The sequence below is a fragment of the Microbacterium aurugineum genome (assembly GCF_023101205.1).
GTDB classification, from domain to species: domain Bacteria; phylum Actinomycetota; class Actinomycetes; order Actinomycetales; family Microbacteriaceae; genus Microbacterium; species Microbacterium aurugineum.
Window position 1 is genome coordinate 2,896,443 of record NZ_CP078078.1, and the last position, 19,809, is coordinate 2,916,251.

At 67.5% G+C, this 19,809-nt stretch carries 19 protein-coding genes and 1 tRNA gene; 4 read left to right on the forward strand and 16 right to left on the reverse strand.

Features of this window, described 5'->3' with window-relative positions:
- Positions 1-6: 6 nt before the first annotated feature.
- The 7 genes from KV397_RS13985 to serS all read right to left on the reverse strand — a co-directional run bounded on the left by KV397_RS13985 (position 7) and on the right by serS (position 7,856).
- Positions 7-1,374 (reverse strand): ABC transporter substrate-binding protein, encoded by a 1,368-nt coding sequence (locus KV397_RS13985; protein WP_261811514.1) that lies wholly within the window; start codon positions 1,372-1,374, stop codon positions 7-9.
- Between the two features lie 40 nt (positions 1,375-1,414).
- Positions 1,415-3,061 carry a glycoside hydrolase family 13 protein gene (locus tag KV397_RS13990; RefSeq protein WP_153244698.1) on the reverse strand — a complete coding sequence of 549 codons (1,647 nt, stop codon included), beginning with the start codon at positions 3,059-3,061 and terminating at the stop codon, positions 1,415-1,417.
- 189 nt (positions 3,062-3,250) lie between these two features.
- Positions 3,251-4,255 carry a LacI family DNA-binding transcriptional regulator gene (locus tag KV397_RS13995; protein ID WP_261811515.1) on the reverse strand — a complete coding sequence of 335 codons (1,005 nt, stop codon included), beginning with the start codon at positions 4,253-4,255 and terminating at the stop codon, positions 3,251-3,253.
- A gap of 62 nt (positions 4,256-4,317) precedes the next feature.
- Complete coding sequence (locus KV397_RS14000) at positions 4,318-5,556, reverse strand: LCP family protein (RefSeq protein ID WP_131492922.1); 1,239 nt, start codon at positions 5,554-5,556, stop codon at positions 4,318-4,320.
- 49 nt (positions 5,557-5,605) lie between these two features.
- Positions 5,606-5,690: transfer RNA gene (locus KV397_RS14005), tRNA-Ser, on the reverse strand.
- 43 nt (positions 5,691-5,733) lie between these two features.
- Positions 5,734-6,555, reverse strand: a complete 822-nt coding sequence (locus tag KV397_RS14010; protein WP_261811516.1) for an HAD family hydrolase — start codon at positions 6,553-6,555, stop codon at positions 5,734-5,736.
- Positions 6,552-7,856 carry a serine--tRNA ligase gene (serS, locus tag KV397_RS14015; RefSeq protein ID WP_261811517.1) on the reverse strand — a complete coding sequence of 435 codons (1,305 nt, stop codon included), beginning with the start codon at positions 7,854-7,856 and terminating at the stop codon, positions 6,552-6,554. Before serS ends, KV397_RS14010 begins: the two co-directional genes overlap by 4 nt.
- Positions 7,857-7,947: 91 nt before the next feature.
- Here serS and KV397_RS14020 point away from each other — a divergent pair, with 91 nt between their 5' ends.
- Complete coding sequence (locus KV397_RS14020; protein WP_261811518.1) at positions 7,948-8,946, forward strand: diacylglycerol/lipid kinase family protein; 999 nt, start codon at positions 7,948-7,950, stop codon at positions 8,944-8,946.
- A gap of 14 nt (positions 8,947-8,960) precedes the next feature.
- Here KV397_RS14020 and KV397_RS14025 read toward each other — a convergent pair whose 3' ends face one another.
- From KV397_RS14025 to KV397_RS14035, 3 genes are all read right to left on the reverse strand, one after another.
- The gene (locus tag KV397_RS14025) at positions 8,961-9,689 is read right to left on the reverse strand and encodes a hypothetical protein (RefSeq protein WP_131492926.1); all 729 of its coding nucleotides are present in this window, start codon (positions 9,687-9,689) and stop codon (positions 8,961-8,963) included.
- 47 nt (positions 9,690-9,736) lie between these two features.
- Positions 9,737-11,197, reverse strand: coding sequence for a cardiolipin synthase (gene cls / locus KV397_RS14030; RefSeq protein WP_261811519.1), 1,461 nt, complete (start codon positions 11,195-11,197; stop codon positions 9,737-9,739).
- Positions 11,198-11,282: 85 nt separating this feature from the next.
- Positions 11,283-11,456: a hypothetical protein gene (locus KV397_RS14035; protein ID WP_165875449.1), complete on the reverse strand. Its 174-nt coding sequence runs from the start codon at positions 11,454-11,456 to the stop codon at positions 11,283-11,285.
- Between the two features lie 112 nt (positions 11,457-11,568).
- Here KV397_RS14035 and KV397_RS14040 point away from each other — a divergent pair, with 112 nt between their 5' ends.
- Together KV397_RS14040 and KV397_RS14045 are read left to right on the forward strand one after the other, a co-directional pair.
- Positions 11,569-12,279, forward strand: coding sequence for a DUF4192 domain-containing protein (locus tag KV397_RS14040; protein ID WP_261811520.1), 711 nt, complete (start codon positions 11,569-11,571; stop codon positions 12,277-12,279).
- Positions 12,280-12,306: 27 nt separating this feature from the next.
- The gene (locus KV397_RS14045) at positions 12,307-12,696 is read left to right on the forward strand and encodes a DUF4192 family protein (RefSeq protein WP_261811521.1); all 390 of its coding nucleotides are present in this window, start codon (positions 12,307-12,309) and stop codon (positions 12,694-12,696) included.
- A gap of 17 nt (positions 12,697-12,713) precedes the next feature.
- Here KV397_RS14045 and lysS read toward each other — a convergent pair whose 3' ends face one another.
- On the reverse strand, positions 12,714-14,246 hold the full coding sequence (lysS, locus tag KV397_RS14050) for a lysine--tRNA ligase (RefSeq protein WP_261811522.1): 1,533 nt from the start codon (positions 14,244-14,246) through the stop codon (positions 12,714-12,716).
- An 80-nt stretch (positions 14,247-14,326) separates the two neighbouring features.
- Here lysS and KV397_RS14055 point away from each other — a divergent pair, with 80 nt between their 5' ends.
- The gene (locus KV397_RS14055) at positions 14,327-16,162 is read left to right on the forward strand and encodes a DUF2207 domain-containing protein (RefSeq protein WP_261811523.1); all 1,836 of its coding nucleotides are present in this window, start codon (positions 14,327-14,329) and stop codon (positions 16,160-16,162) included.
- Positions 16,163-16,187: 25 nt separating this feature from the next.
- Here KV397_RS14055 and KV397_RS14060 read toward each other — a convergent pair whose 3' ends face one another.
- From KV397_RS14060 to KV397_RS14080, 5 genes are read right to left on the reverse strand one after another with little or no spacing between them, the layout of a single operon-like run.
- A complete protein-coding gene (locus KV397_RS14060) occupies positions 16,188-16,628 on the reverse strand; it encodes a DUF805 domain-containing protein (protein WP_261811524.1) in 441 nt (146 codons plus the stop codon).
- A gap of 29 nt (positions 16,629-16,657) precedes the next feature.
- Entirely contained in the window at positions 16,658-17,848 is a 1,191-nt protein-coding gene (locus tag KV397_RS14065) for an RCC1 domain-containing protein (RefSeq protein WP_248569767.1), read from the reverse strand.
- A complete protein-coding gene (locus KV397_RS14070; RefSeq protein WP_261811525.1) occupies positions 17,845-18,408 on the reverse strand; it encodes a signal peptidase I in 564 nt (187 codons plus the stop codon). The genes KV397_RS14065 and KV397_RS14070 overlap by 4 nt, the downstream gene beginning before the upstream one ends.
- Positions 18,405-18,923, reverse strand: coding sequence for a hypothetical protein (locus tag KV397_RS14075; protein WP_261811526.1), 519 nt, complete (start codon positions 18,921-18,923; stop codon positions 18,405-18,407). The genes KV397_RS14070 and KV397_RS14075 overlap by 4 nt, the downstream gene beginning before the upstream one ends.
- Positions 18,924-18,934: 11 nt before the next feature.
- Positions 18,935-19,489: a TasA family protein gene (locus KV397_RS14080; protein WP_131492938.1), complete on the reverse strand. Its 555-nt coding sequence runs from the start codon at positions 19,487-19,489 to the stop codon at positions 18,935-18,937.
- Positions 19,490-19,809 lie beyond the last annotated feature (320 nt).

A 19,809-nucleotide genomic window follows, 5' to 3' on the forward strand; every position in this document is an offset into this window, starting at 1 on the left:
GAAGCGCTACTCGTCGAGCTTCGCCTGCGCATCGGTCTGCGCCTGAGCGAGCAACGCGTCGATGTCGGCGTTCTGATCGGTGAGCACCTTCTGCACGACGGTGTCGAGGAGCGCGTAGACCTCCTGGGTCTTCACCTTCGGCTCACCGACCGGCGTCTGATCCCAGATACGGTCGCTGAACGGCGCCATCTGTTCGACGGGCACGTTGATGTAGTCGGCGATCCACTCCTGCGACTCGTCGTACAGTTCGCGGCTGAGTACAGGCAGGAGCGGGGTGCCGACGGCCTGGCCCGACTCGTTCAGGGTCTTGGCGTCGAGGACGGCGGCGTCCTCATCCATCAACTTCTGCATGTAGTACCAGTCGATCCACGTCACCGCCGCCGCCTTCGTCGCGTCGTCGACCGTGGGGCTGATCACCGCGATGTCACCGCCGCCGAGGGTCCCGGGGTCGTCGCCCTCCATCGGCACGACGGTCATGCCGTAGATCGACGGCTCCATGCCGAAGTCGCGGACGAGAGCGGTGTAGATGTCGGATCCCGACGTGTACATGCCGATGTTGCCGGCCGCGAACTCCTGGTTGATCGTGCCCCAGTCGAGGTCGACCTTGGAACCGAACGAGCCGTCCTCCCACTTCACATCGTGCAGGAACTGCAGCGCGGCCGTGGTGGCGTCGTTGTCGATCGTCGACTCCGCCGTGCCGTCGCTGTTGTCGGTCTGCGTGCGACCCCCGCGCGCCACGGTCTGCGAGGTGAGCTGCCAGCCGCCCGTGTTGTTGATCGCCATCTGCGCGTAGCCGGCTTTGCCCGTCGCGTCGGTGATCGCCTTCGCGGCCGTGCGGATCTCGTCCCACGTCTGAGGCGGGTTGTCGGGATCGAGCCCCGCCGCCTCGAACAGGTCCCGGTTGTAGTGCAGCGCTGCTGCGTAGGCCTGGCGCGGGAAACCATAGATCTTCCCATCGGAGCCGGTGACCCCGTCGAGGATGATCGGATTGAACTTGTCTGTGTAGCCGAGCTCCTCGATCGCGTCGGTCACGTCCATCAGCTGCCCGTTCTCGAGCAGTGTCTTGGAGTCGGTGAAAGGCACGGTGAACACGTCGGGCAGGCTGCCACCGGCGAGTTGCACCGCGAAGGTCGGGCCCTCCCACTCGTACTCGACGCCGATGATGTCGATGTCGGGGTGCTCCTCCTCGAACTGCTTCTCCTGGGCGGCGAACGCCTCATAGGCCGCGGCGTCGGCTCCCGGGGGGAACGTGGCGACGCGCAGCTCGGTCTTGCCATCGGCACCGTCATCGCCGCTCGGCGTGCAGCCGGCGAGTGCGCCGACCGTGGCGAGCACGGCGACGCCGGCGACCAGGGCTTTCGTTGGTGACTTCATTGTCAGTCCTTCCATGTGATGCGGATCGGGTGATGCAGGGCTACTTGTGCGCTCGCGGAGAGCGCCCGGGAACGGCTCGAAGAGCGAGCCAGGCAGTGGAGTCGGGGGGCAGTGCGCCACCGTCGAGGAGCGTGCTGGCGAGCAGCACCTCATGGTGCGCGGGCAGCGGAACCGGCACCGCGCCGAGGTTGGTGATGCTGACCGTGCCGTCGCCGCGACGGAACGCGAGGACATCGGCGCCGAGCTCGAGCCACTCCAGTTCGCTTCCGGCGAAGTCGTCGATGCGTCGGCGCACCGCGATCGCCGCACGGTAGAGGTTCAACGTCGAGCCCGGGTCGGCGTCCTGGGCCTCGACCGAGAGCCCCGCCCAATCGGCAGGTTGCGGGAGCCACGGCGCTCCGCCGAACCCGTAGGGGCTCGACGCGCCCGCCCACGGCAGTGGCACGCGGCAGCCGTCCCGTCCGGGGTCGACACCGCCGGAGCGGAAGTGCATCGGATCCTCGATCACGTCGAGCGGAAGCTCCACCTCGGGGAGGCCGAGCTCGTCCCCTTGGTAGATGTAGAGGCTCCCGGGGAGGGCGGCGACCAGCAGCGCCGCGGCCCGTGCTCGGCGCGCTCCCCGCTCCACGTCGGTCGCGGTGCCGCGCCGCTTGCGCTCGAAGGCGAACGAGGAGTCCGCCTGCCCGTAGCGCGTCACCGGACGGGTCACGTCATGGTTGGAGAGCACCCACGTGGCCGGAGCTCCGACCGGCTCGTGCTCGGCAAGGGTGCGGGTGATGGAGTCGCGCATCGCCCGCGCGCTCCACGGCTGCGTCATGAACCCGAAGTTGAAGGCCGTATGCATCTCCCCCGGACGCAGATAGCGAGCGAATCGCTCTGCATCGTCGAGCCAGACTTCGCCGACGAGCACCCGCTCGCCGTCGTACTCGTCAGCGACGGCACGCCAGTCACGGTAGATGTCGTGCAACTCGTCACGATCGATGTGCGGGTGCCCCGCCGTCGGAGTGCCGCCGGCGGGGAGGTCGGGCAGAGCCGGGTCCTTGACCGGAAGGGCGGCGGAGTCGATGCGGACGCCCGCGACGCCTCGGTCGAACCAGAAACGCAGGACGTCCTCGTGCTCGCGGCGCACGTCGATGTGGTTCCAGTTGAGGTCGGGCTGCTCGGGAGTGAACAGGTGCAGGTACCACTCGCCGGGGGTTCCGTCGGGATTGTGCGTGCGCGTCCACGTCTCGCCCTGGAAGCTGGAGACCCAATTGGTGGGGATGCCGGAGCCGTCGGCGCCCCGACCGGGGTGGAACCAGAAGCGCTCGCGCTCGACACTGCCCGGCCCTGCGGCCAGTGCCTGCTGGAACCAGTCGTGCTGGTTCGAGATGTGGTTCGGCACGATGTCGACGATCGTGCGGATGCCGAGTTCGAGCGCCTCCGCGATGAGCTGCTCGGCCTCTTCGAGGGTGCCGAAACGGGGGTCGATGCGCCGGTAGTCCTGCACGTCATAGCCGCCATCGGCGAGCGGACTCTGGTACCACGGCGTGAACCAGAGCGCATCGACCCCGAGGCTCTTGAGGTATCCGAGGCGGGAGCGCACGCCGGCGAGATCGCCGATGCCGTCGCCGTTGCCGTCCGCGAAGCTGCGCACGTACACCTGATAGATGACGGCCGTGCGCCACCACCCCTCACCCGCGGGCATCGTCAGGGTGCGGGTAGGTGCCGCGCTGCGCAGAACATCAGTGTCCACGGAACTCCTCGTCGTCGGGGGGCGATGAGTTGAATGTAGCTTTTCCGTGCTCTTAACGCAAGAAGTAAACAAGATGTTGGAAATTTGCGATACGCTACGGGCGCACGAAGCCGTTCGTCGCGACGCCGGTGCGCCTCCCGGTCAGGCCAGCGGACCCGTCGAAGACCGCAGGACCAACTCCGGCTCGAACAGCAGCTCGCCGCTCGGCCGCGAGGTTCCGGCGATCTGTGCGAGCAGCAGCGCGATCACGGCGCGCCCCATCGACTCGATCGGTTGCCGCACGGTCGTCAGCGGTGGCTCGGTGCAGCTCATCAGCGCCGAGTCGTCGAAGCCGACGATGCTCACGTCACCGGGAACCGCGAGCCCCGCCCGCCGCGCGGCGCGCACCGCGCCGAGGGCCATCGGATCACTCGCACAGACGATCGCCGTGGCTCCGGCGGCGAAGAGCCGCGCCGCGCCGGCCTGTCCCGATTCGAGCGAGTACATGCCGCGCACCACGAGTTCTTCGGACAGCGGCTCACCGAGCTTCTCCAGCAGACGACGCGCAGACTCGAGCTTGCGCTGCGACGGGACGTGGTCGTCGGGCCCCAGGAGGAGACCGATGCGTCGATGCCCGAGCTGATGCACGTGGAGCACCGCCTGTTCGGCCGCCGCCGCGTCGTCGGTCGAGACTGTCGCGAACTGCAGCTCGGGCACGCGGGCGTTCACGAGAACCGTCGGCAGGTTCACCTGGCGCAGCCGCTCATAGTGCTCGTGCGCGGCATCCGCCTGTGTGTAGTTTCCGCCGAGGAAGATCACTCCCGAGACCTGCTGCGCGAGAAGCAGGTCGACGTAGTCCGACTCCGTCACGCCGCCCGCGTTCTGCGTGCACAACAGAGGCGTGTAGCCGTTCTGAGTGAGCGCGCCACCGACGATCTCGGCGAAGGCGGGGAAGATCGGATTCTGCAACTCGGGGAGCACCAGACCCACCAGACGCGCCCGCTCGCCGCGAAGCTTCGTCGGCCGTTCGTATCCGAGCACGTCGAGCGCGGTCAGAACCGCCTGCCGCGTGGCATCGGAGACCCCCGGCTTGTCGTTGAGCACACGGCTGACCGTGGCTTCGCTCACTCCGACCTTGCGCGCCACCTCGGCGAGTCGCTTCGACATGGGGTCAGCTTACGCAAATCCTTGCAAGACTGCGCAAGCGAATTGCACGGAGCGCAGGCGTCTCAGCGGACGTTGCCGTTGGAGCAGGTCGTCTGCGCGGCCGAGTTTCCCTTGATCGAGTCGGGCAACGCCACCACGGTGTCCGGGGTGGCCGTGGGATCCGGCGTGGCCTCGGTGACGGGCTCGGTCGGCTCCTGCACGATTACGCCGTCGTTGCTGGTGTTCTGGTGCGTGATCTGCAGCTGCGCGTTCGCCTCGATCGCATCCCAGAGGGCTGCGGCGGCCTCCTGGTTCGGGACGACCTTGTTCGGGTCGGCGTAGTCCGCCCCGGTCGGGTACTGCACGAAGACGATGTCCTCGAACGGCACCGACTTCACCGCGAGCGCGATCTGCACGAGCGTCATCGGGTTGTTCGCCAACGAGGTGCTGGCTTCCAGATTGCTGAGCGCCGTGTTGGCGAGCTTGAGCATGACCGGGACGTTGCCGAGCACCTCACCACTGATCATCTTGCGGGCGAGGCTCGACATGTACTGCTGCTGGTTGCCGATGCGGCCGAGGTCGCTACCGTCACCGACACCGTGGCGCGTCCGCAGGAACTGGAGGGCCTGCAGGCCTTCGACGGTGTGCGTGCCCGCGGCCATGTCGAGGCCGGTGTAGCGGTCCTTGATCGGGTTGGCGAGGCACACGTCGACGCCACCGATCGCGTTGGTGATCTCGATCACGCCGCCGAAGGTGACGGAGGCCGCGAACTGGATCTCCTGATCCGTCAGCTCCGAGATCGTCTTGACGACGCAGTTGAGACCACCGTCGGTGTATGCCGTGTTGAGCGGCTGCTTGCTCATCGCCGAGCGGACGTTGCCCTCGTCATCGACGCACTCCGGGATCGGGATCATCAGGTCGCGGGGGAAGCTCACGACGGTGATGCGACGCGGCTCCTGAGAGACGTGCACCAGGAGATTCACGTCGTTGAGGGTGCCGCCGGCATCGCTACCGGTGCACCGCTCGCCGAACAGACCCGCGTACTTCTCTTCGCAGGTGTCGACGCCGGTGAGGACGAGGTTGAAACCTTCTTCATACTCACCGATGTCCGGCGGGACCGCCTCCTGACCCTCGAGGTCGACGGCGTTCGCGGCGACCGTGCTCGAGAAGTCGTAGGCGATGTAGGCCGCGACACCGAACCCACTGACGAGCACCACTGCCAGACCGATCGCGATGAGCTTCAGCAGCTGGTTGACGGGACCGGGGGTCGCCAGCTGACCGTGTCGCGCGACCGTGCGGCGGCGGCGGGGGTTCTCGCTCACTCGGGGCCTTTCGGATTCAGCGCCGGTGAGGGGCCACCGTGCTCAGCTGCGGAGGGTGTGGGATTCGAACCCACGAGACATCTCTGCCCACTGGTTTTCAAGACCAGCTCCATCGGCCGCTCGGACAACCCTCCTCGACAGACGCATCTGTCGACAAGGCGTGAGTCTAGCCGAGTTCTATTCTCCCGCGCTGACCTGGGCGGGTGCTGGAAGCGTGTCGAGGGCCTGCGCCAGTCCGCCGTCCTGCACGTCTGCGGTGACCTCGCTCGCGGCATCCTTCACTTCCGCGGGGGCCTGACCCATCGCCACGGCCCGTCCGTCGAGAGCACGCGCCCAGCCGAACATACCGATGTCGTTCCGACCATCGCCGGCGACGAGGATGCGCCCTCCGTCGAGTCCCAGTTCGGTGCGCACCAGCTCCAGTGCGGTCCCCTTGTCGACGCCCTGCGGGGCGATGTCCAGCCAGGCCGTCCAACCGATCGCGTACGAGACCTCGTTGAGACCGGCATCCGCGACGAGCCGATGGAAGTCGTCCTCGTCGTGCCCGGGCGAGACGACCACGATGCGTGACACAGGGAGTCGGCCGAGTTCCTCGAAGTCGACCTGGCGACCGCCGTCGAGCGTCCAGTCGTCGAGCTGCTCGGTGTACAGCCGCTGCCCGGAAGCGAGCTCGACCATGTACCGGGCCTCGGGGAGGCGGTCGCGCAGCAGTCCGAGAACGGGGGTCGGGTCGAACGTCTCGACGCTCCAGCGCTCCCAGTCGTCTCCGTCGCGACGCATCGTGACCGCGCCGTTGGAGCACACGACATAATCCGCGGTGAGGCCGAGCTCCTCGACGTAGCGCCGCGTCGCCATCCAGCTGCGCCCAGTCGCGATCGTGACCACGTGTCCGGCGTCGCGAACCCGCGCGATCGCTTCGGGAACTCCGGGACTCATGGTCTCGTCCTGCAGCAGGATCGTTCCGTCGACGTCGAGACCGATGAGCCAGGATACCGTCACCGAGCTGCCCGCCCCTCGTCGAGCGGCCGGATCACGTCGAGGCCGCCGAGGTACGGGCGCAGAACCTCGGGCACCCGCACCGAGCCGTCGGCCTGCTGATGCGTCTCGAGCAGCGCAACGATCCAGCGGGTGGTGGCGAGCGTTCCGTTGAGCGTGGCGACGTGCTGCGTCTTCGCCGCGCCTTCTGACGCGTCGACCGCCGGCCGGTAGCGGACGTCAAGGCGGCGGGCCTGGAACGTGGTGCAGTTCGAGGTCGACGTGAGTTCACGAAACGCGCCTTGGGTGGGCACCCACGCTTCGATGTCGTACTTGCGTGCGGCGCTCGACCCGAGGTCTCCCGCGGCGACGTCGATCACGCGATAGGCGAGACCGAGCGAGGTCAGCATCTCCTCCTGCAGCGCGACGAGGCGAAGGTGCTCGGCCTCGGCGTCTTCCGCGGTCGTGTAGACGAACATCTCGAGCTTGTTGAACTGGTGCACGCGGATGATGCCGCGGGTGTCCTTGCCGTGGGAGCCGGCCTCGCGCCGGTAGCACGTCGACCACCCCGCGTAGCGGAGGGCGCCGTCGCCGAGATCGACGATCTCGTCCTTGTGGTAACCGGCGAGCGCGACCTCACTGGTGCCGACCAGGTAGAGATCGTCATCCTTGTCGAGGTGATAGACCTCGTCGGCGTGCTCACCGAGGAAGCCGGTCCCCTGCATGATCTCGGGGCGGACGAGGGTCGGCGTGATCAACGGCACGAAGCCGTTCTGCAGTGCCTTGTCGAGCGCGAGGTTCATGAGCGCGATCTCGAGGCGTGCGCCGATGCCACGCAGGAAGTAGAACCGCGCGCCGGAGACCTTCGCGCCGCGCTCCATGTCGATCGCGCCGAGAAGCTCACCGAGTTCCAGGTGGTCGCGCGGCTCGAAGTCGAAGGCGGGGACGTCTCCGACCCGACGCAGCTCGACGAAGTCAGCCTCGCCGCCGGCCGGCACCCCGTCGATCACGACGTTCTCGATGCGGGCCAGCGCAGCGGATGCCGCCTCGGCCGCGTCGTTCGCCGCGTGCTGGGCCTGCTTGACGCGCTCCGCCAAGTCCTTGGCCTGCGCGACGAGCGCCGCCTTCTCTTCCTTCGGGGCTTTCGCGACCTGCTTGCCGAAAGCGTTCTGCTCCGCGCGCAACTCCTCGAAGGTCGACAGCGCAGCCCTCCGCGATCGATCGGCCTCGAGTGCGACGTCGACGGTGCTCTGGTCGTTTCCACGAGCAGCCTGCGAACGGCGGACGGTCTCCGGTTCTTCGCGGAGGAGTGCGAGGTCGATCATCTTCCAAGTCTACGGTGCGGCAGACACCGCCCTTCGGCTGGACGGATGCGCGCAGTCCGCGAGACGCGGCATCGCGGATTAGAGTAGCGCCATGACCACGCCCGCCCCCGTCCGACGACAGGCGGCACTCGTCTACAACCCGATCAAGGTCGACGGGAAGCATCTCCGTGAAGCCGTGAGGGACCTGTCCCGCGAAGCGGGGTGGGAACACCCGGCCTTCTACCCGACGACGGTGGAGGATGCCGGGCAGCAGGCCACTGCACAGGCTCTCGAACGCGGCGTCGACGTCGTCCTGGTGGCGGGCGGCGACGGCACGGTCCGCGCCGTGTCCGAAGCGATCGCGAACACCGGAGTCCCGTTGGCGATCCTGCCCAGCGGCACCGGGAATCTCCTCGCCCGTAACCTCGGACTTCCGCTCGCCGACCCGACGGAGATGATCCGAGCCGCTCTCGGCGACTTCCGGCACGCGATCGACATCGGCTGGGCGCGCCTGACCAGAGCCGACGGTGAGGAGCAGGAACACGCCTTCGTGGTTCTCGCCGGCATGGGTCTGGATGCGGACATGATCGCGAACACCCGCTCGAACCTGAAGAAATCGGTCGGATGGATCGCGTACGTCGACGGCGCCGCGCGGTCACTGCCCCGCGCGAAGCCCTTCCGTGCGGTCTACCAGGTCGATGACGGCCGCCTGCATTCGCATCGCGCGTACAGCCTGCTCTTCGCGAACTGCGGGACCCTTCCCGCCGGCATCGCGCTGATCCCTGACGGGTCGATCACCGACGCATCCCTCGACATCGCCGTCATCAAACCCACCGGGGTCCTCGGATGGTTCGCCGTCTGGCGCAAGATCTGGTGGGACAACTCGGTGCTGCGGCGCTTCCGTGCCGGGCGTCGCGTGCTCGAACGTCGCGGCAAGAACGCCTCGGTGCACTACTTCCACGGGGCAGCCGCCGAAGCCGCTGTGCCCGGACCGATCCCGATCGAACTCGACGGGGATGAATTCGGTGAAGCCGTGCGGATCACCTGCTGGGCCGACCCGGGAGCGCTCCTGCTGGCGCTTCCGTCCGGCCACCCGGTGCACATGCTCTGAGACCCACGGCGACGCTACCGGACCTCGACCGTTCCGTCGAGACCGCCGCCGACCAGGGTCAGTGTGAAGGTGCCGTCGTCCTCGACGGTGTCGTCGCCGAACGCGAGCATGGTCGCCCGCGGCCCCATGTCCATCGTGCAGACCTGATCGTCATCGGTGACGAAGGTGGCGGTGCCGGAGGTACCGGAGCCCTCGAGGGACTCCACGACCGGGATACAGCTCGAGGATCCCCAGGTGAGCAGCACGAGAGCACCGTCGTCGAACCAGCCGGCGGTCGGCAGGTACTCGGTCGAGCTTCCAGGCGTTCCTGCGGCAGCGGGGTCGCCGTCGAGGTCGATGTCGTCGGTGAGATCGCCGTAGGTGACGTTCAGGGTGATGTCCTTCGTCGGGTCCACGCCTTCGGGCAGGGCGCCGAGGCTCGCCCGCGGAGCGAGATCGGCCGTGCACGGCTTCTCCGCTTCCGCGGCCGGATCCGCCAGGGTCACGGTCACGGTCTGGCCCTCGCCCGTGACCTGGTCCACCTGCGGCACGCAGGTCGAGGATCCCCACGTGACGACCGCGAACATGCGACCGTCATCGAGCAGGGTGCCCTCCATGTCGTTCTGATCGTCGACGTCTCCGGCGCTCGGAGCCGGTGAACTCGTCGGGGTGTCCGCACCCGGCCCGGCGGTGCACCCTGCGACGAGGAACGCGGCGGCGACGAGGCCGACGACGGAGGCGAGGGGACGCAGCGCGGAGGTCATGCACACAGAGTATCCCGCGCCACGATCACCCGGAAGGCACTCGCGTGCTACTGCAGGGCGGAGGTGAGACGCGCCAGGTTGTCGAGCACGGTGGAGCGCAGCGGCTGCTGCATCCACTCCTCGAGGGTCAGCTCGCGACTGAGCGAGCGGTACTTGTCCTCGACTTCGCGCATCTCGGCGACGAACTCCTCGCCCCGCACCAGCATCGAGACTTCGAGGTTCAGACCGAAGGAGCGCATGTCCATGTTGCTGGACCCGATGACCGCGACCCCGTCGTCGATCGTGAGCGTCTTGGTGTGCAGGATGTACGGCTTGCGATACATCCAGATCCGCACGCCGGCCTTGAGCAGCACCTCGTAGTAGCTGCGTTGGGCGTGGTAGACCATCGCCTGATCGCCCTCCTCCGACACGAAGAGCTCCACGTGGACGCCTCGGTCGACGGCTGCGGTCACCGCCAGCAGGAGCGCTTCGTCGGGGACGAAGTAGGGGCTGACGATCATGATCTTCTTCTTGGCCGCGTACAGCAGCCCGAGGAAGAGCCGGAGGTTGTTCTCGACCTCGAACCCCGGTCCCGACGGCACGACCTGGCAGTCGAGGTCGCCCGAGCCCATGTTCGCATGGGCGATGTCGATCCCCTCGAGGACCGTGTCGGTCTCGCTGTACCAGTCGGCCACGAAGATCGCGTTGACACTCAGCACCACGGGACCGTCCAGACGGACCATGAGGTCGACCCAGTGCAGACCGCGCTTGATGTTCTTCGGCAGGTTGTACGTCGAGTCCGTGATGTTCTGCGAGCCCAGGAACGCGATGTTGCCGTCGACGACCAGGAGCTTGCGGTGATTGCGCAGGTCAGGACGCTGCATCTTGCCCTTGAACGGCTGCACGGGGAGCATAAGATGCCAGTCGGCGCCCATGGCGTCGAGACGGGCGATGGTCTGCTTGTACCGGGGCTTGCCGCGGTTGGCCCAGTGATCGAGGAGGACTCTCACCTCGACGCCACGCGCCGAGACCTCTTCGAGCGCTCGGAAGAAGTTGTCCGTCGACGCATCCGCTTGCAGGATGTAGAACTCGACGTGCACGTACTCCTGAGCGGTGCGGATGGCCTCGGCCATCTCGTCGAGGGACTCCTGGTAGTCCGAGATCAGGTGGGCGCCGTTGTCACCCGAGAGCGGCAGCGCGCCGAGCTTCTGATTCATCTGGACGATGGGCCCCAACCACTCGGGGGCGTTCGGACGCAGAGTCCCGAAGTGCAGGTGCTCACTCGTCTGGGCGATGTATTCGTTGATCTGGTCCTGCTTGCGCCGCCGGGCACGCGGGAGCCGTGGGTTTCCGATCAGCAGGAAGAGGAACACGCCGACGAACGGGATGAAGAAGACCGCGAGGAGCCAGGCCATCGCGGCCGTCGGTCGGCGATTGCGCGGGATGATGATGATCGCCGTCACGCGGATGACGATGTCGAGGGCCACGAGGAAGGCGGCTATCCACCAGCCCCAGGTCTCCGCGGTCATCGTGTCCCCTCACACCGTGGTGACGATCACCTCGGACTCACACCGGAGCCGGTGTGCTGGCTTCACAGTAGCGGATGGGTCGGACTCAGACGCGCGGCGGGAGGCCGCGCGCCGCGCGCTCTTCGGCCTCGATCTGCGCGTGGACCTTGCGCTCTTTGCGATCGAAGCGAAGGATGCCGCGGAGCACGAAGACGAACACGATGCTCACTCCGACGGTCGGCAGGAGAGACCATGCCGCGGCGAGCCAGAAGTTGTCCATCACCCCATGGTACGCGAGCCACTCTTCGTGCACATTCCCGCTCTTTCAGGATCCGCGTCCACAGCCCGCCTCTTCCGCCCTGCGTGGCCACGCGTTCCGCGACACTCTCGGCATGACAACAGTTCTTCGTGCCACCGATTCCGCCGCGTTCCTCGCCCTGGTCCCCCCTCTCGCCGGGTTCACACCTCGTCGGAGCATCGTCCTGCTCCCTTTCTGCGGCGCCCGCACGGAAGGAGCCATGCGGCTGGACCTCCCCGACGACGAGACCGATCTCGAGCACTACGCTCATGCGGCAGTCGGCCTGGCGTCGCGCGTCACCGGCACCGATGCCGTGGCACTCGTGGTCTACACCGACGAGGAGTCCCAGGCCACCCGCGACGGGCTCGTGCTGCCGTACGCCGTTGCCGTCGACGAGGTGCTGGGGTCCGCGGAGGATGCCGGTCTCCGAGTGGTCGACGCGCTCTGTGTGACGCCGTCGGGATGGTCGAGCTATCTCGACCCGGCGCCGCGTCTCCACCCCCTCGCGGAGGTCCTCCCGCCCGCGGAGGTGCCATCGGTGGGCGATGTCTCCGGGGATCAGTGGGCCGGAGCGGAGCTTCCCGAGGTCGACCTCGCAGAGAAGGAAAGGGTCGGGCGAGCGATGCAGGAGCTGACGGCACTGCTCGATCAGGAGGAGACAGGACGCAGCGCGCGTGTGACCGGACACGAGAACCCCCAGCTGATCGCTGCGCTCGTGCTGTTGGAAGACATCCCGGCGCTCTTCGAGTCCGTGCTCGCGACTCCCGATACGCTCCCGCCGTTCGCGACCGCGACGTTGCTGTGATGTCTCGAGCGCCCGCTTCTGCGAGATGTGGCGATCGCCCAGTGGGCCACCGATCTCCTCGGCGGCAAGCGCGCCTACAGCGCACAGATGGCCTTCGCGACCAGCGGCGAGATGGTCCCGGACGAACTGGGGCGGTTGTTCCTGGGCCAGGGGCCCGGCCCGGACCCGGAACGGCTTCGCGTCGCCCTCTCGGCCGTCCGCGCGGCGGCCGCACGGGCACCGCGGGCTTCACGACCGGCACCGCTGACGGCGGCGGCGTGGTTGGCCTGGGCCCTCGGCCGCGCCACGCATGCGGGTCACTACCTCGACCTGGTGCGCGAGATCGATCCCGGCTACTCTCTCGCAGCGTTGCTGGAGACCATGATCGGCAGCGCCCTGTTGCCGGAATGGGCGTTCCGTCGGGGCCCGGCACGATGAACGCCGGGCCCCGCGGACTACTTCACCAGCGGGAAGAGGATGGTCTCGCGGATCCCCAGGCCGGTGATCGCCATCAGCAGACGGTCGATCCCCATGCCCATCCCCCCGGATGGCGGCATGCCGTGCTCGAGTGCTCGCAGGAACTCCTCGTCGACAGGCATCGCCTCGACGTCACCCCGTGCGGCGAGCTTCGCCTGCTCCACGAAGCGCTCGCGCTGGATCACGGGGTCGACGAGCTCGGAGTACCCGGTCGCCAGCTCGAACCCACGGATGTACAGGTCCCACTTCTCCACGACGCCGTCGATCGAGCGGTGTTCACGCACGAGAGGGGAGGTGTCGACGGGGAAGTCCATCACGAACGTCGGGCGCACCAGATCGCCCTTCACGAAGTGCTCCCACAGCTCTTCGACGAGCTTGCCGTGGGTGGCCTGAGGCGGAAGATCGACACCGGTCTGCTCGGCGAAGGCGATGAGGTCTTCGACGGAGTCCTGCGGGGTGACCGTGCGGCCCGATGCTGCGGAGAGCGACTCGTACATCGAGATGCGGTCCCACTCGCCGCCGAGGTCGTACTCGGTGCCATCGGCCCAGGTCACGGTCGTCGACCCCGCGACCGCGATCGCCGCCTTCTGTACGAGTTCCTGCGTCAACGCGGCCATCTGGTTGTAGTCGCCATAGGCCTGGTAGGCCTCGAGCATCGCGAACTCGGGGCTGTGCGTGGAATCCGCACCCTCATTCCGGAAGTTGCGGTTGATCTCGTAGACACGCTCGATGCCCCCGACGACCGCGCGCTTCAGATACAGCTCCGGCGCGATGCGCAGGTACAGCTCCGTGTCGAAGGCGTTCGAGTGGGTGATGAACGGGCGTGCGGATGCCCCTCCGTGCTGCACCTGCAGCATCGGGGTCTCGACCTCGAGGTAGTTGTGGCTGGTGAAGGTGGCACGCAGGCTCGCGTTCACGGCCGCACGCGCACGGACCGTGGTGCGTGCCTGCTCACGGACGATGAGATCGAGGTAGCGGCTGCGCACGCGCCCTTCCTCGCTGAGCTCGGAGTAGGCGTTGGGGAGAGGAAGGACCGCCTTCGACGCGATCTCCCAGCCATCGGCCATGATCGACAGCTCTCCGCGACGGCTGGAGATCACTTCTCCGTGCACGAAGACGTGATCGCCGAGGTCGACGTACTCCTTCCAGTCCGCCAGCGACTCCTCGCCGACGTTCGCAAGCGAGATCATCGCCTGGATGCGTGCGCCGTCGCCGGCCTGCAGCGTCGCGAAGCAGAGCTTGCCGGTGTTCCGGCTGAACACCACACGACCGGCGACGCCGACCACGACGCCGGTCTCATCGCCGGCTTCGAGGTCACCGTACTCGGCGCGCAGCGCGGGGATGGTGTGCGTGATCGGCACGCCCACCGGGAAAGCTCCCCCACCGGCATCCGTCCGCTTCTCGATCAGACGCTCGCGCTTGGCGAGTCGCACGGCCTTCTGTTCGTGGACGTCTTCCTCGGCGGGGAGGTCGTTCGAGGCCGGTTCGGGCGCGGCGGACGCGTCAGTCATGTGCGGGGCTCCTTGAAAGTCGTTCCCAGTTTACCGAGGCGGCGCCTCCTCCCTCGGCACGGGCTGGGTAGCCTCGAAGAATGGCCCACACACGGATCCTCCGCGCGTTCGCTGCCCTCTCTCTCGCTCTTGCCGGGATCGCCACGCCAGTCACCGCGGAAGCGGCACCCGTGTCCACGGCCGACGTGGACGACTTCTCGTATGCCTCGTGGGATGCCGACTACGAGGTCGGCCTGGATCAGGAGGGCCGCGCGCTGATGCGGGTGACTGAGACGCTGGTCGCCCGCTTCCCCGAGACCGATCAGAATCGCGGAATCGTCCGGGGACTGCCGACCTCATACCAGGGCGCCAGCACCGAGACGCGGATCATCGCGGTCACGGATGAAGACGGTACTGCCGTCCCCTACGAGACCGACGAGGAAGACGGACTCACCTTCGTGAGCATCGGCACCGACGACTACGTGCAGGGCCTCACCACGTACGTGATCGAGTACGAGATGCGCGACGTGGTGCTGGCGACGAGTCCGACCGATGGGTCGTCGACGCCGTCGGTGGACGAATTCTATTGGGACCTGCTCCCCCTCGACAGCACACAGCCCATTGAACGCTTCCGTGCCGACATCACGTTCGACAGCGAGATGTCGGCGGCGCTCACCGGCTCCGCCCGCTGCTATACCGGTGCTTTGGGCTCGAGGGACAAGTGCGACCTTCAGGGCCCGACCACCGACGGTGGGGCCGCGACGTTCCGGGTCGAATCCGCCCAGTTCCCCGCCGGTCACGGGGTGACCGTGGCAATAGGCTTCGACGCGGACACCGTCGCACAGCCCCTCGCGCGGACGCCGGATCCGGTGGGCGACATCGCCCCGCTGATCGCCGCCGCCGGTGCGGTCGGCGTCTCCGTCGGCAGCTGGGTGGCCGTCGCAGGGTTCACGCGCCGACGCCGGAGAGCGACCGGGATCGTCATCGCCCAGTACGACGTGCCGGATTCGCTTCCTCCCTTGCTCGCCGGCGCCGTCATCCCCGGCGCGAAAGACATGATCCCCGCCGAGATCGTCCACCTCGCCGTCCGCGGCAGCCTGCGCATCGAAGAGGGCGCGACGGCGGAGGAACCCCGGTTGCGGCGTCTGCGGGCGACGACCGGGTCCGACGAGCTGGACGAGGCCGCGCTCGAGGCGCTCTTCACCGACGCCGACCCCGACGGTGTCGTCGACGTTCCTGCCGCAGACGAGGCGTTCGCCGCGCGGATGTCCACCCTGGAGCAGAGCGGGAAGGTTGCCGCGGCATCGCGTGGCCTGACCGAGAAGGCCCGCAGTCGCGCGGCCGTCATCCTGCAGTGGTGCGCGATCGGCATCGCAGCGATCGGCCTGGCCCTCGGCATCTGGGCCGCCACGACCGGCCGCCTCTCCGCCATCCCCGGTGTGGTCGTGATCTCCTTCGTCGCGTTCCTCGTTCTGCTGTCGAGCCTGTACGCGTTCTCGAAGCACACCGTGCTCACCGCAGAGGGCGCCCGTACCTACGAGTACCTGCAAGGCGTGCAGGAGTTCATCCGGGTCGCCGAGGCCGACCGCCTGCGCATGCTCCAGTCCTACAGCGGTGCAGAACGCCGACCGGACGGCACCGCCGACGTCATCCACCTGTACGAACGGCTCCTCCCTTACGCGATCCTGTTCGGCATGGAGAACGAATGGGGCGATGTCCTCGAGCATGCCTATGCGCATGAGCATCGCGGAGCGACCTGGATGGGCGACCCCGCGTCCTTCGCCGTCCGGATGCAGCTCGCGGCGTTCATGGCCTCGTCGCGCTCCGCCGCGACCTACACGGCACCCTCGACGAGCGCCTCGTCGAGCGCAGGCGGATCATTCGGCGGCGGGTTCTCCGGGGGCGGAGGCGGCGGCGGGTTCTCTGGCGGGCGCTGAGCCCGGGCCCGGGAGAGACCTCGGCTCAGCGCCTGTCGTACCGTGCGCCCGCGGGATTGGACGGCTGAATCGTCAGCACCAACAGCACGATGTCCCCGACAGACGGAATGAGCCGCAGCAGGACGAACCACCCCGAGAGGTTCGTATCGTGCAGGCGTCGCACGGCCAGCGCGATTTGTGGCACGAGCGTGGCCAGGGTCCAGACCGCCAGGAGCGTGATCCCGACGTTGAAAGCGGGTCCCAGGGAGAAGACCTCAGTTCCGGTGTCGAATTCGCCGCCCGCGACGCCTATGGCAACAATCGAGCCCGCCAGAACCAGATAGACGACGGTGGTGGCGAGTTGCCACCACCAGTACTCCGAGCGACTCGCACGACCGGAGAACGTGGCGTACTTGCGAAAGAACCTCGTGATCGCTTGCCCCAAGGAAGCACCGTAGAGCGGATCAGTCACGCTCGCCGTACTCATGAGTCGCCCCTCTCATCGCCCGCCGAAGATCATTGCGGCCAGCGGAGGATCGTGATCGCGCTGCCGAAGGTGTTCCGCGGGATGGTGTCGCCCGTTCCCAGCTGTCCGAACGCGTTGCTCCCCGCCGAGCTGAACGTGCCGTCCTGCCCGAGATACAGAGCATGATCTGCGCCGGCCCCGGTCTGGAGTGCGACCGACCCCGGGGCGAGCGTCACCGGCGTCGGTGAGGGCACAGACCCGCCGGTGGTCCCCAGCCCCAACTGTCCTTGACTGTTGTCTCCCCAGGCGAACAGGGCCCCGTCTGCGCGCCACGCGTAGAACGACGAGGAGCCTGCAGCGGGGAAAGAGGCGTCCGCTCCGACGATGCCGGTCGCACCGACGACGACCGACGCCGCCGCAGACGTCGCGGAGAAGAGGGACCCATCCTGACCCCAGGCGAGGACGACGTCGGTGCCCGCCGCGACACCCCCGACCGTGGAGGTGATCCCCGTGAGCGTCACACCCGCAGCAGTCCCGAACCCGCTGCCCCACGCCACCGTGACTGCACCACCGTCGACCGAGGCGATTCCTTGGAAGCGTCCCGCGGCAGCGCCGACGACGACCTGCGTATCCAAGCCCTGTGCCGTCACGCGCGCCGGCGGACTCTGCCCCGTCGCAGGGCGACCGAGACGACCGCTTCCTCCGGTACCCCAGGAATACAGAGCGCCGCTCTCCGTCCACGCCAGGTAGTAATAGCCGCCGCTGGAGACGCCGACGACCGGGTCGCCGAGTGAGTCGAAGAACGCGTTTCGTGAAGGAGTAGGGCTCGTCCCGCTGATAGCCCCGTTCCCCCAGGTGTAGACGCCGCCGTCCGCGGCGAGAGCGATGACGGTATCCAACCCGCCGTCCGCCTTGACGACCTCCACCCCCGGTGGCAACATCACCCTTTCAGGAACAAGACGTGAGCCGCCGACACTCCCGTTTCCCAGTTGGCCTCCGGAGTTCCCGCCCCAGGTGAAGATCTCACCGGCAGCTGTCCAGCCCATCGAGTAGTTCTCTCCGGCATCGATACCGACGAAGCTCAGCGGAACGGAATCCACAGCCGCCACGCTCGACTGCACCCGGCCCGCGTCCCCGAACTGAGCGACGGACCCTTGACTGGCTCCCAGCACGGATGCCGCCACCGCGATCGCGATCGCGACGATGAAGGGGGCGAGGCGTCTGCGTCGTCGGGCCGTCATGCTTCTCCTGCGTGATCTGTCTTCGTGCGCTCGGTGTTCTTGCGCGAATGGGGACGTGTCGGTATCGCTGCCAGCACGACCAGAGCGACGACCGCGCCGAGGAACCAGGGCGACTTCATCACGGCAAGGGCCCCGCCGGCGTGGGGAATCGCGAACGCTACCGTCTGCGTCTGGGCGCCGAGGGCATACGGCGCCGCGTCAGCCGCGGGGTTCGCATCGCCCTTCAGCGTCGCGAGGGTGAGCCCGTCACGAACGGTCAGATCGACGATGCGGTGGGTCACCAGTTTCCCGTCCCCCGCACGGGGGACGCTGATCACGTCGCCGACCTGGAGCTCGTCGGTGTCACGAGGAATCGTCATCGCCGCGGAGCCCTCCGGAATCGCAGGAGCCATCGAGCCGGAGGAGAAGATGAGGACTCGCGCTCCGATGATGGCGGCGAAGAGCGCGATCACCACCGCTGCGGCCCCGATGATCGCAGCGGTGTTCAAGAACACCCGCCACCCCTTCCCTGACGACGAGGTAGACGTCGAGGCAGGCGTCGATGCGGTGGTGTCGATCATGATCCCCGCCGTTCCCGCCGTCGTCGCCTCCCGAAGCGGAGCGCTGCGCCCACCGGCAGGCATGCCAACGCGAGAAGCAACGTCCCGCCGACCGCCACCCCCGTCGGAGGCAGAGCGTCCGGTGGGTTGGCCGGTGGACTCGAGAGGACGCAGACGTCTGCTTCGGTCGCGGTGACGATGTAGTTCGCGACCCCGGACTGACCCTGATACTCGTTTCCGGCGGTGATGGGCAACTCGGCGACCATCGTCACCGTGACCGTCCCCTGCGCCGGGATCGCCTCCGGGTTGTCCGAGCACCGACCTTCCTCCGACAACGAGAAACTGACGTCGAGCGGAGTGTCGCCCCCGAACAGATCACCGGACTGCATCAGCTCCGAGGACAGCTCGACAGGTACATCGTTGCTGTTGGTGAGCGTGAGCGTCCGCACCTGTGGGTCGCCGGGCTTGATGTTCTCGACCGTGACGACGGGCGGAACCCAGACGAGCTCTGAGGGGACCCCGACCATGTCACTCATGACGGACAGCGCTATGCCTGCGTCGCTTCGAACGGGAACACCACCGTGACACCCTGTCCAGCGGCGCCGACCGGAGCGGCCGAATCGAAGGAGACGACGATGTTCAGAGTGGTCCCGTTGGCCGCTCCGCCCGAGGAGATGTCAAGCCCGGTGAACGACGCCGAGGCCAAAGTTCCGTTGAACAGCTCGGTGGACGTGCCGGTATCGGTGATGACGACCGTCAGGTAGTCCTCCAGAGCCGTCGCCGGCGTTCCCTCCGAGTTCGTCAGAATCGGGGCGCCGAGGCTGAGCAGCGCATCGATCGTGCCGGAGTTGTAGACGAGCAGGTCGAGGTCGACGGAGTCGCCCGGCGCGAGGTTGTCGAACCCTGCGCTGAAGTCGACGAGGTAGTTGTCCGGGTTGCCGTCCTGGTCGTCGTCGAACTTGAGGTCCAGTGTCCCCGAGGTGAACGTGGTCTCCACGTTGCCTGTGTCGGTGAACGCCGCGAGGGTCGCGCCCACGGCTGCCACGGCGATTATCCCGATCGCTGCCAGCACTTTCGCGCGGGTACTGATCTTCACGTCCATCTTGATCCTCCGATGCACCTAAGACCCGCGTCAGCGAGTCGTAATCTGATCTCCCCGCGGTGCCCGGAAGATATCACCATTCAAGACAGAGGGGGTCGTTTTCACATGATCGACCACAAATCGTGATCATTCCTGTTCGTCGTCGAGCGCGGTCGCCCAGCCGCCGATGCCACGCTACGGTTCGGATTCGACGCTTGAGTGGCGAATAGTCGCGATTCAGTAGTCGCGCCGGCGGGATCAGTGCCGAGCGTCCCACGGGGGTCCCCTGGATGCACACGCAGATCCGCACCGCGACGCACCCAATTTCCGGTCCGCCGCCT

What these genes read in the sequence shown, in the direction of transcription:
- KV397_RS13985 (WP_261811514.1), bottom strand. Translation starts at nt 1,374, where the DNA reads ATGAAGTCACCAACGAAAGCCCTGGTCGCCGGCGTCGCCGTGCTCGCC.
- KV397_RS13990 (WP_153244698.1), bottom strand. Translation starts at nt 3,061, where the DNA reads ATGCCCGCGGGTGAGGGGTGGTGGCGCACGGCCGTCATCTATCAGGTG.
- KV397_RS14040 (WP_261811520.1), top strand. Translation starts at nt 11,569, where the DNA reads ATGACAACAGTTCTTCGTGCCACCGATTCCGCCGCGTTCCTCGCCCTG.
- lysS (WP_261811522.1), bottom strand. Translation starts at nt 14,246, where the DNA reads ATGACTGACGCGTCCGCCGCGCCCGAACCGGCCTCGAACGACCTCCCC.
- KV397_RS14060 (WP_261811524.1), bottom strand. Translation starts at nt 16,628, where the DNA reads ATGAGTACGGCGAGCGTGACTGATCCGCTCTACGGTGCTTCCTTGGGG.
- KV397_RS14055 (WP_261811523.1), top strand. Translation starts at nt 14,327, where the DNA reads ATGGCCCACACACGGATCCTCCGCGCGTTCGCTGCCCTCTCTCTCGCT.
- cls (WP_261811519.1), bottom strand. Translation starts at nt 11,197, where the DNA reads ATGACCGCGGAGACCTGGGGCTGGTGGATAGCCGCCTTCCTCGTGGCC.
- KV397_RS14025 (WP_131492926.1), bottom strand. Translation starts at nt 9,689, where the DNA reads ATGACCTCCGCGCTGCGTCCCCTCGCCTCCGTCGTCGGCCTCGTCGCC.
- KV397_RS14020 (WP_261811518.1), top strand. Translation starts at nt 7,948, where the DNA reads ATGACCACGCCCGCCCCCGTCCGACGACAGGCGGCACTCGTCTACAAC.
- serS (WP_261811517.1), bottom strand. Translation starts at nt 7,856, where the DNA reads ATGATCGACCTCGCACTCCTCCGCGAAGAACCGGAGACCGTCCGCCGT.
- KV397_RS14035 (WP_165875449.1), bottom strand. Translation starts at nt 11,456, where the DNA reads ATGGACAACTTCTGGCTCGCCGCGGCATGGTCTCTCCTGCCGACCGTC.
- KV397_RS14065 (WP_248569767.1), bottom strand. Translation starts at nt 17,848, where the DNA reads ATGACGGCCCGACGACGCAGACGCCTCGCCCCCTTCATCGTCGCGATC.
- KV397_RS13995 (WP_261811515.1), bottom strand. Translation starts at nt 4,255, where the DNA reads ATGTCGAAGCGACTCGCCGAGGTGGCGCGCAAGGTCGGAGTGAGCGAA.
- KV397_RS14080 (WP_131492938.1), bottom strand. Translation starts at nt 19,489, where the DNA reads ATGGACGTGAAGATCAGTACCCGCGCGAAAGTGCTGGCAGCGATCGGG.
- KV397_RS14070 (WP_261811525.1), bottom strand. Translation starts at nt 18,408, where the DNA reads ATGATCGACACCACCGCATCGACGCCTGCCTCGACGTCTACCTCGTCG.
- KV397_RS14075 (WP_261811526.1), bottom strand. Translation starts at nt 18,923, where the DNA reads ATGAGTGACATGGTCGGGGTCCCCTCAGAGCTCGTCTGGGTTCCGCCC.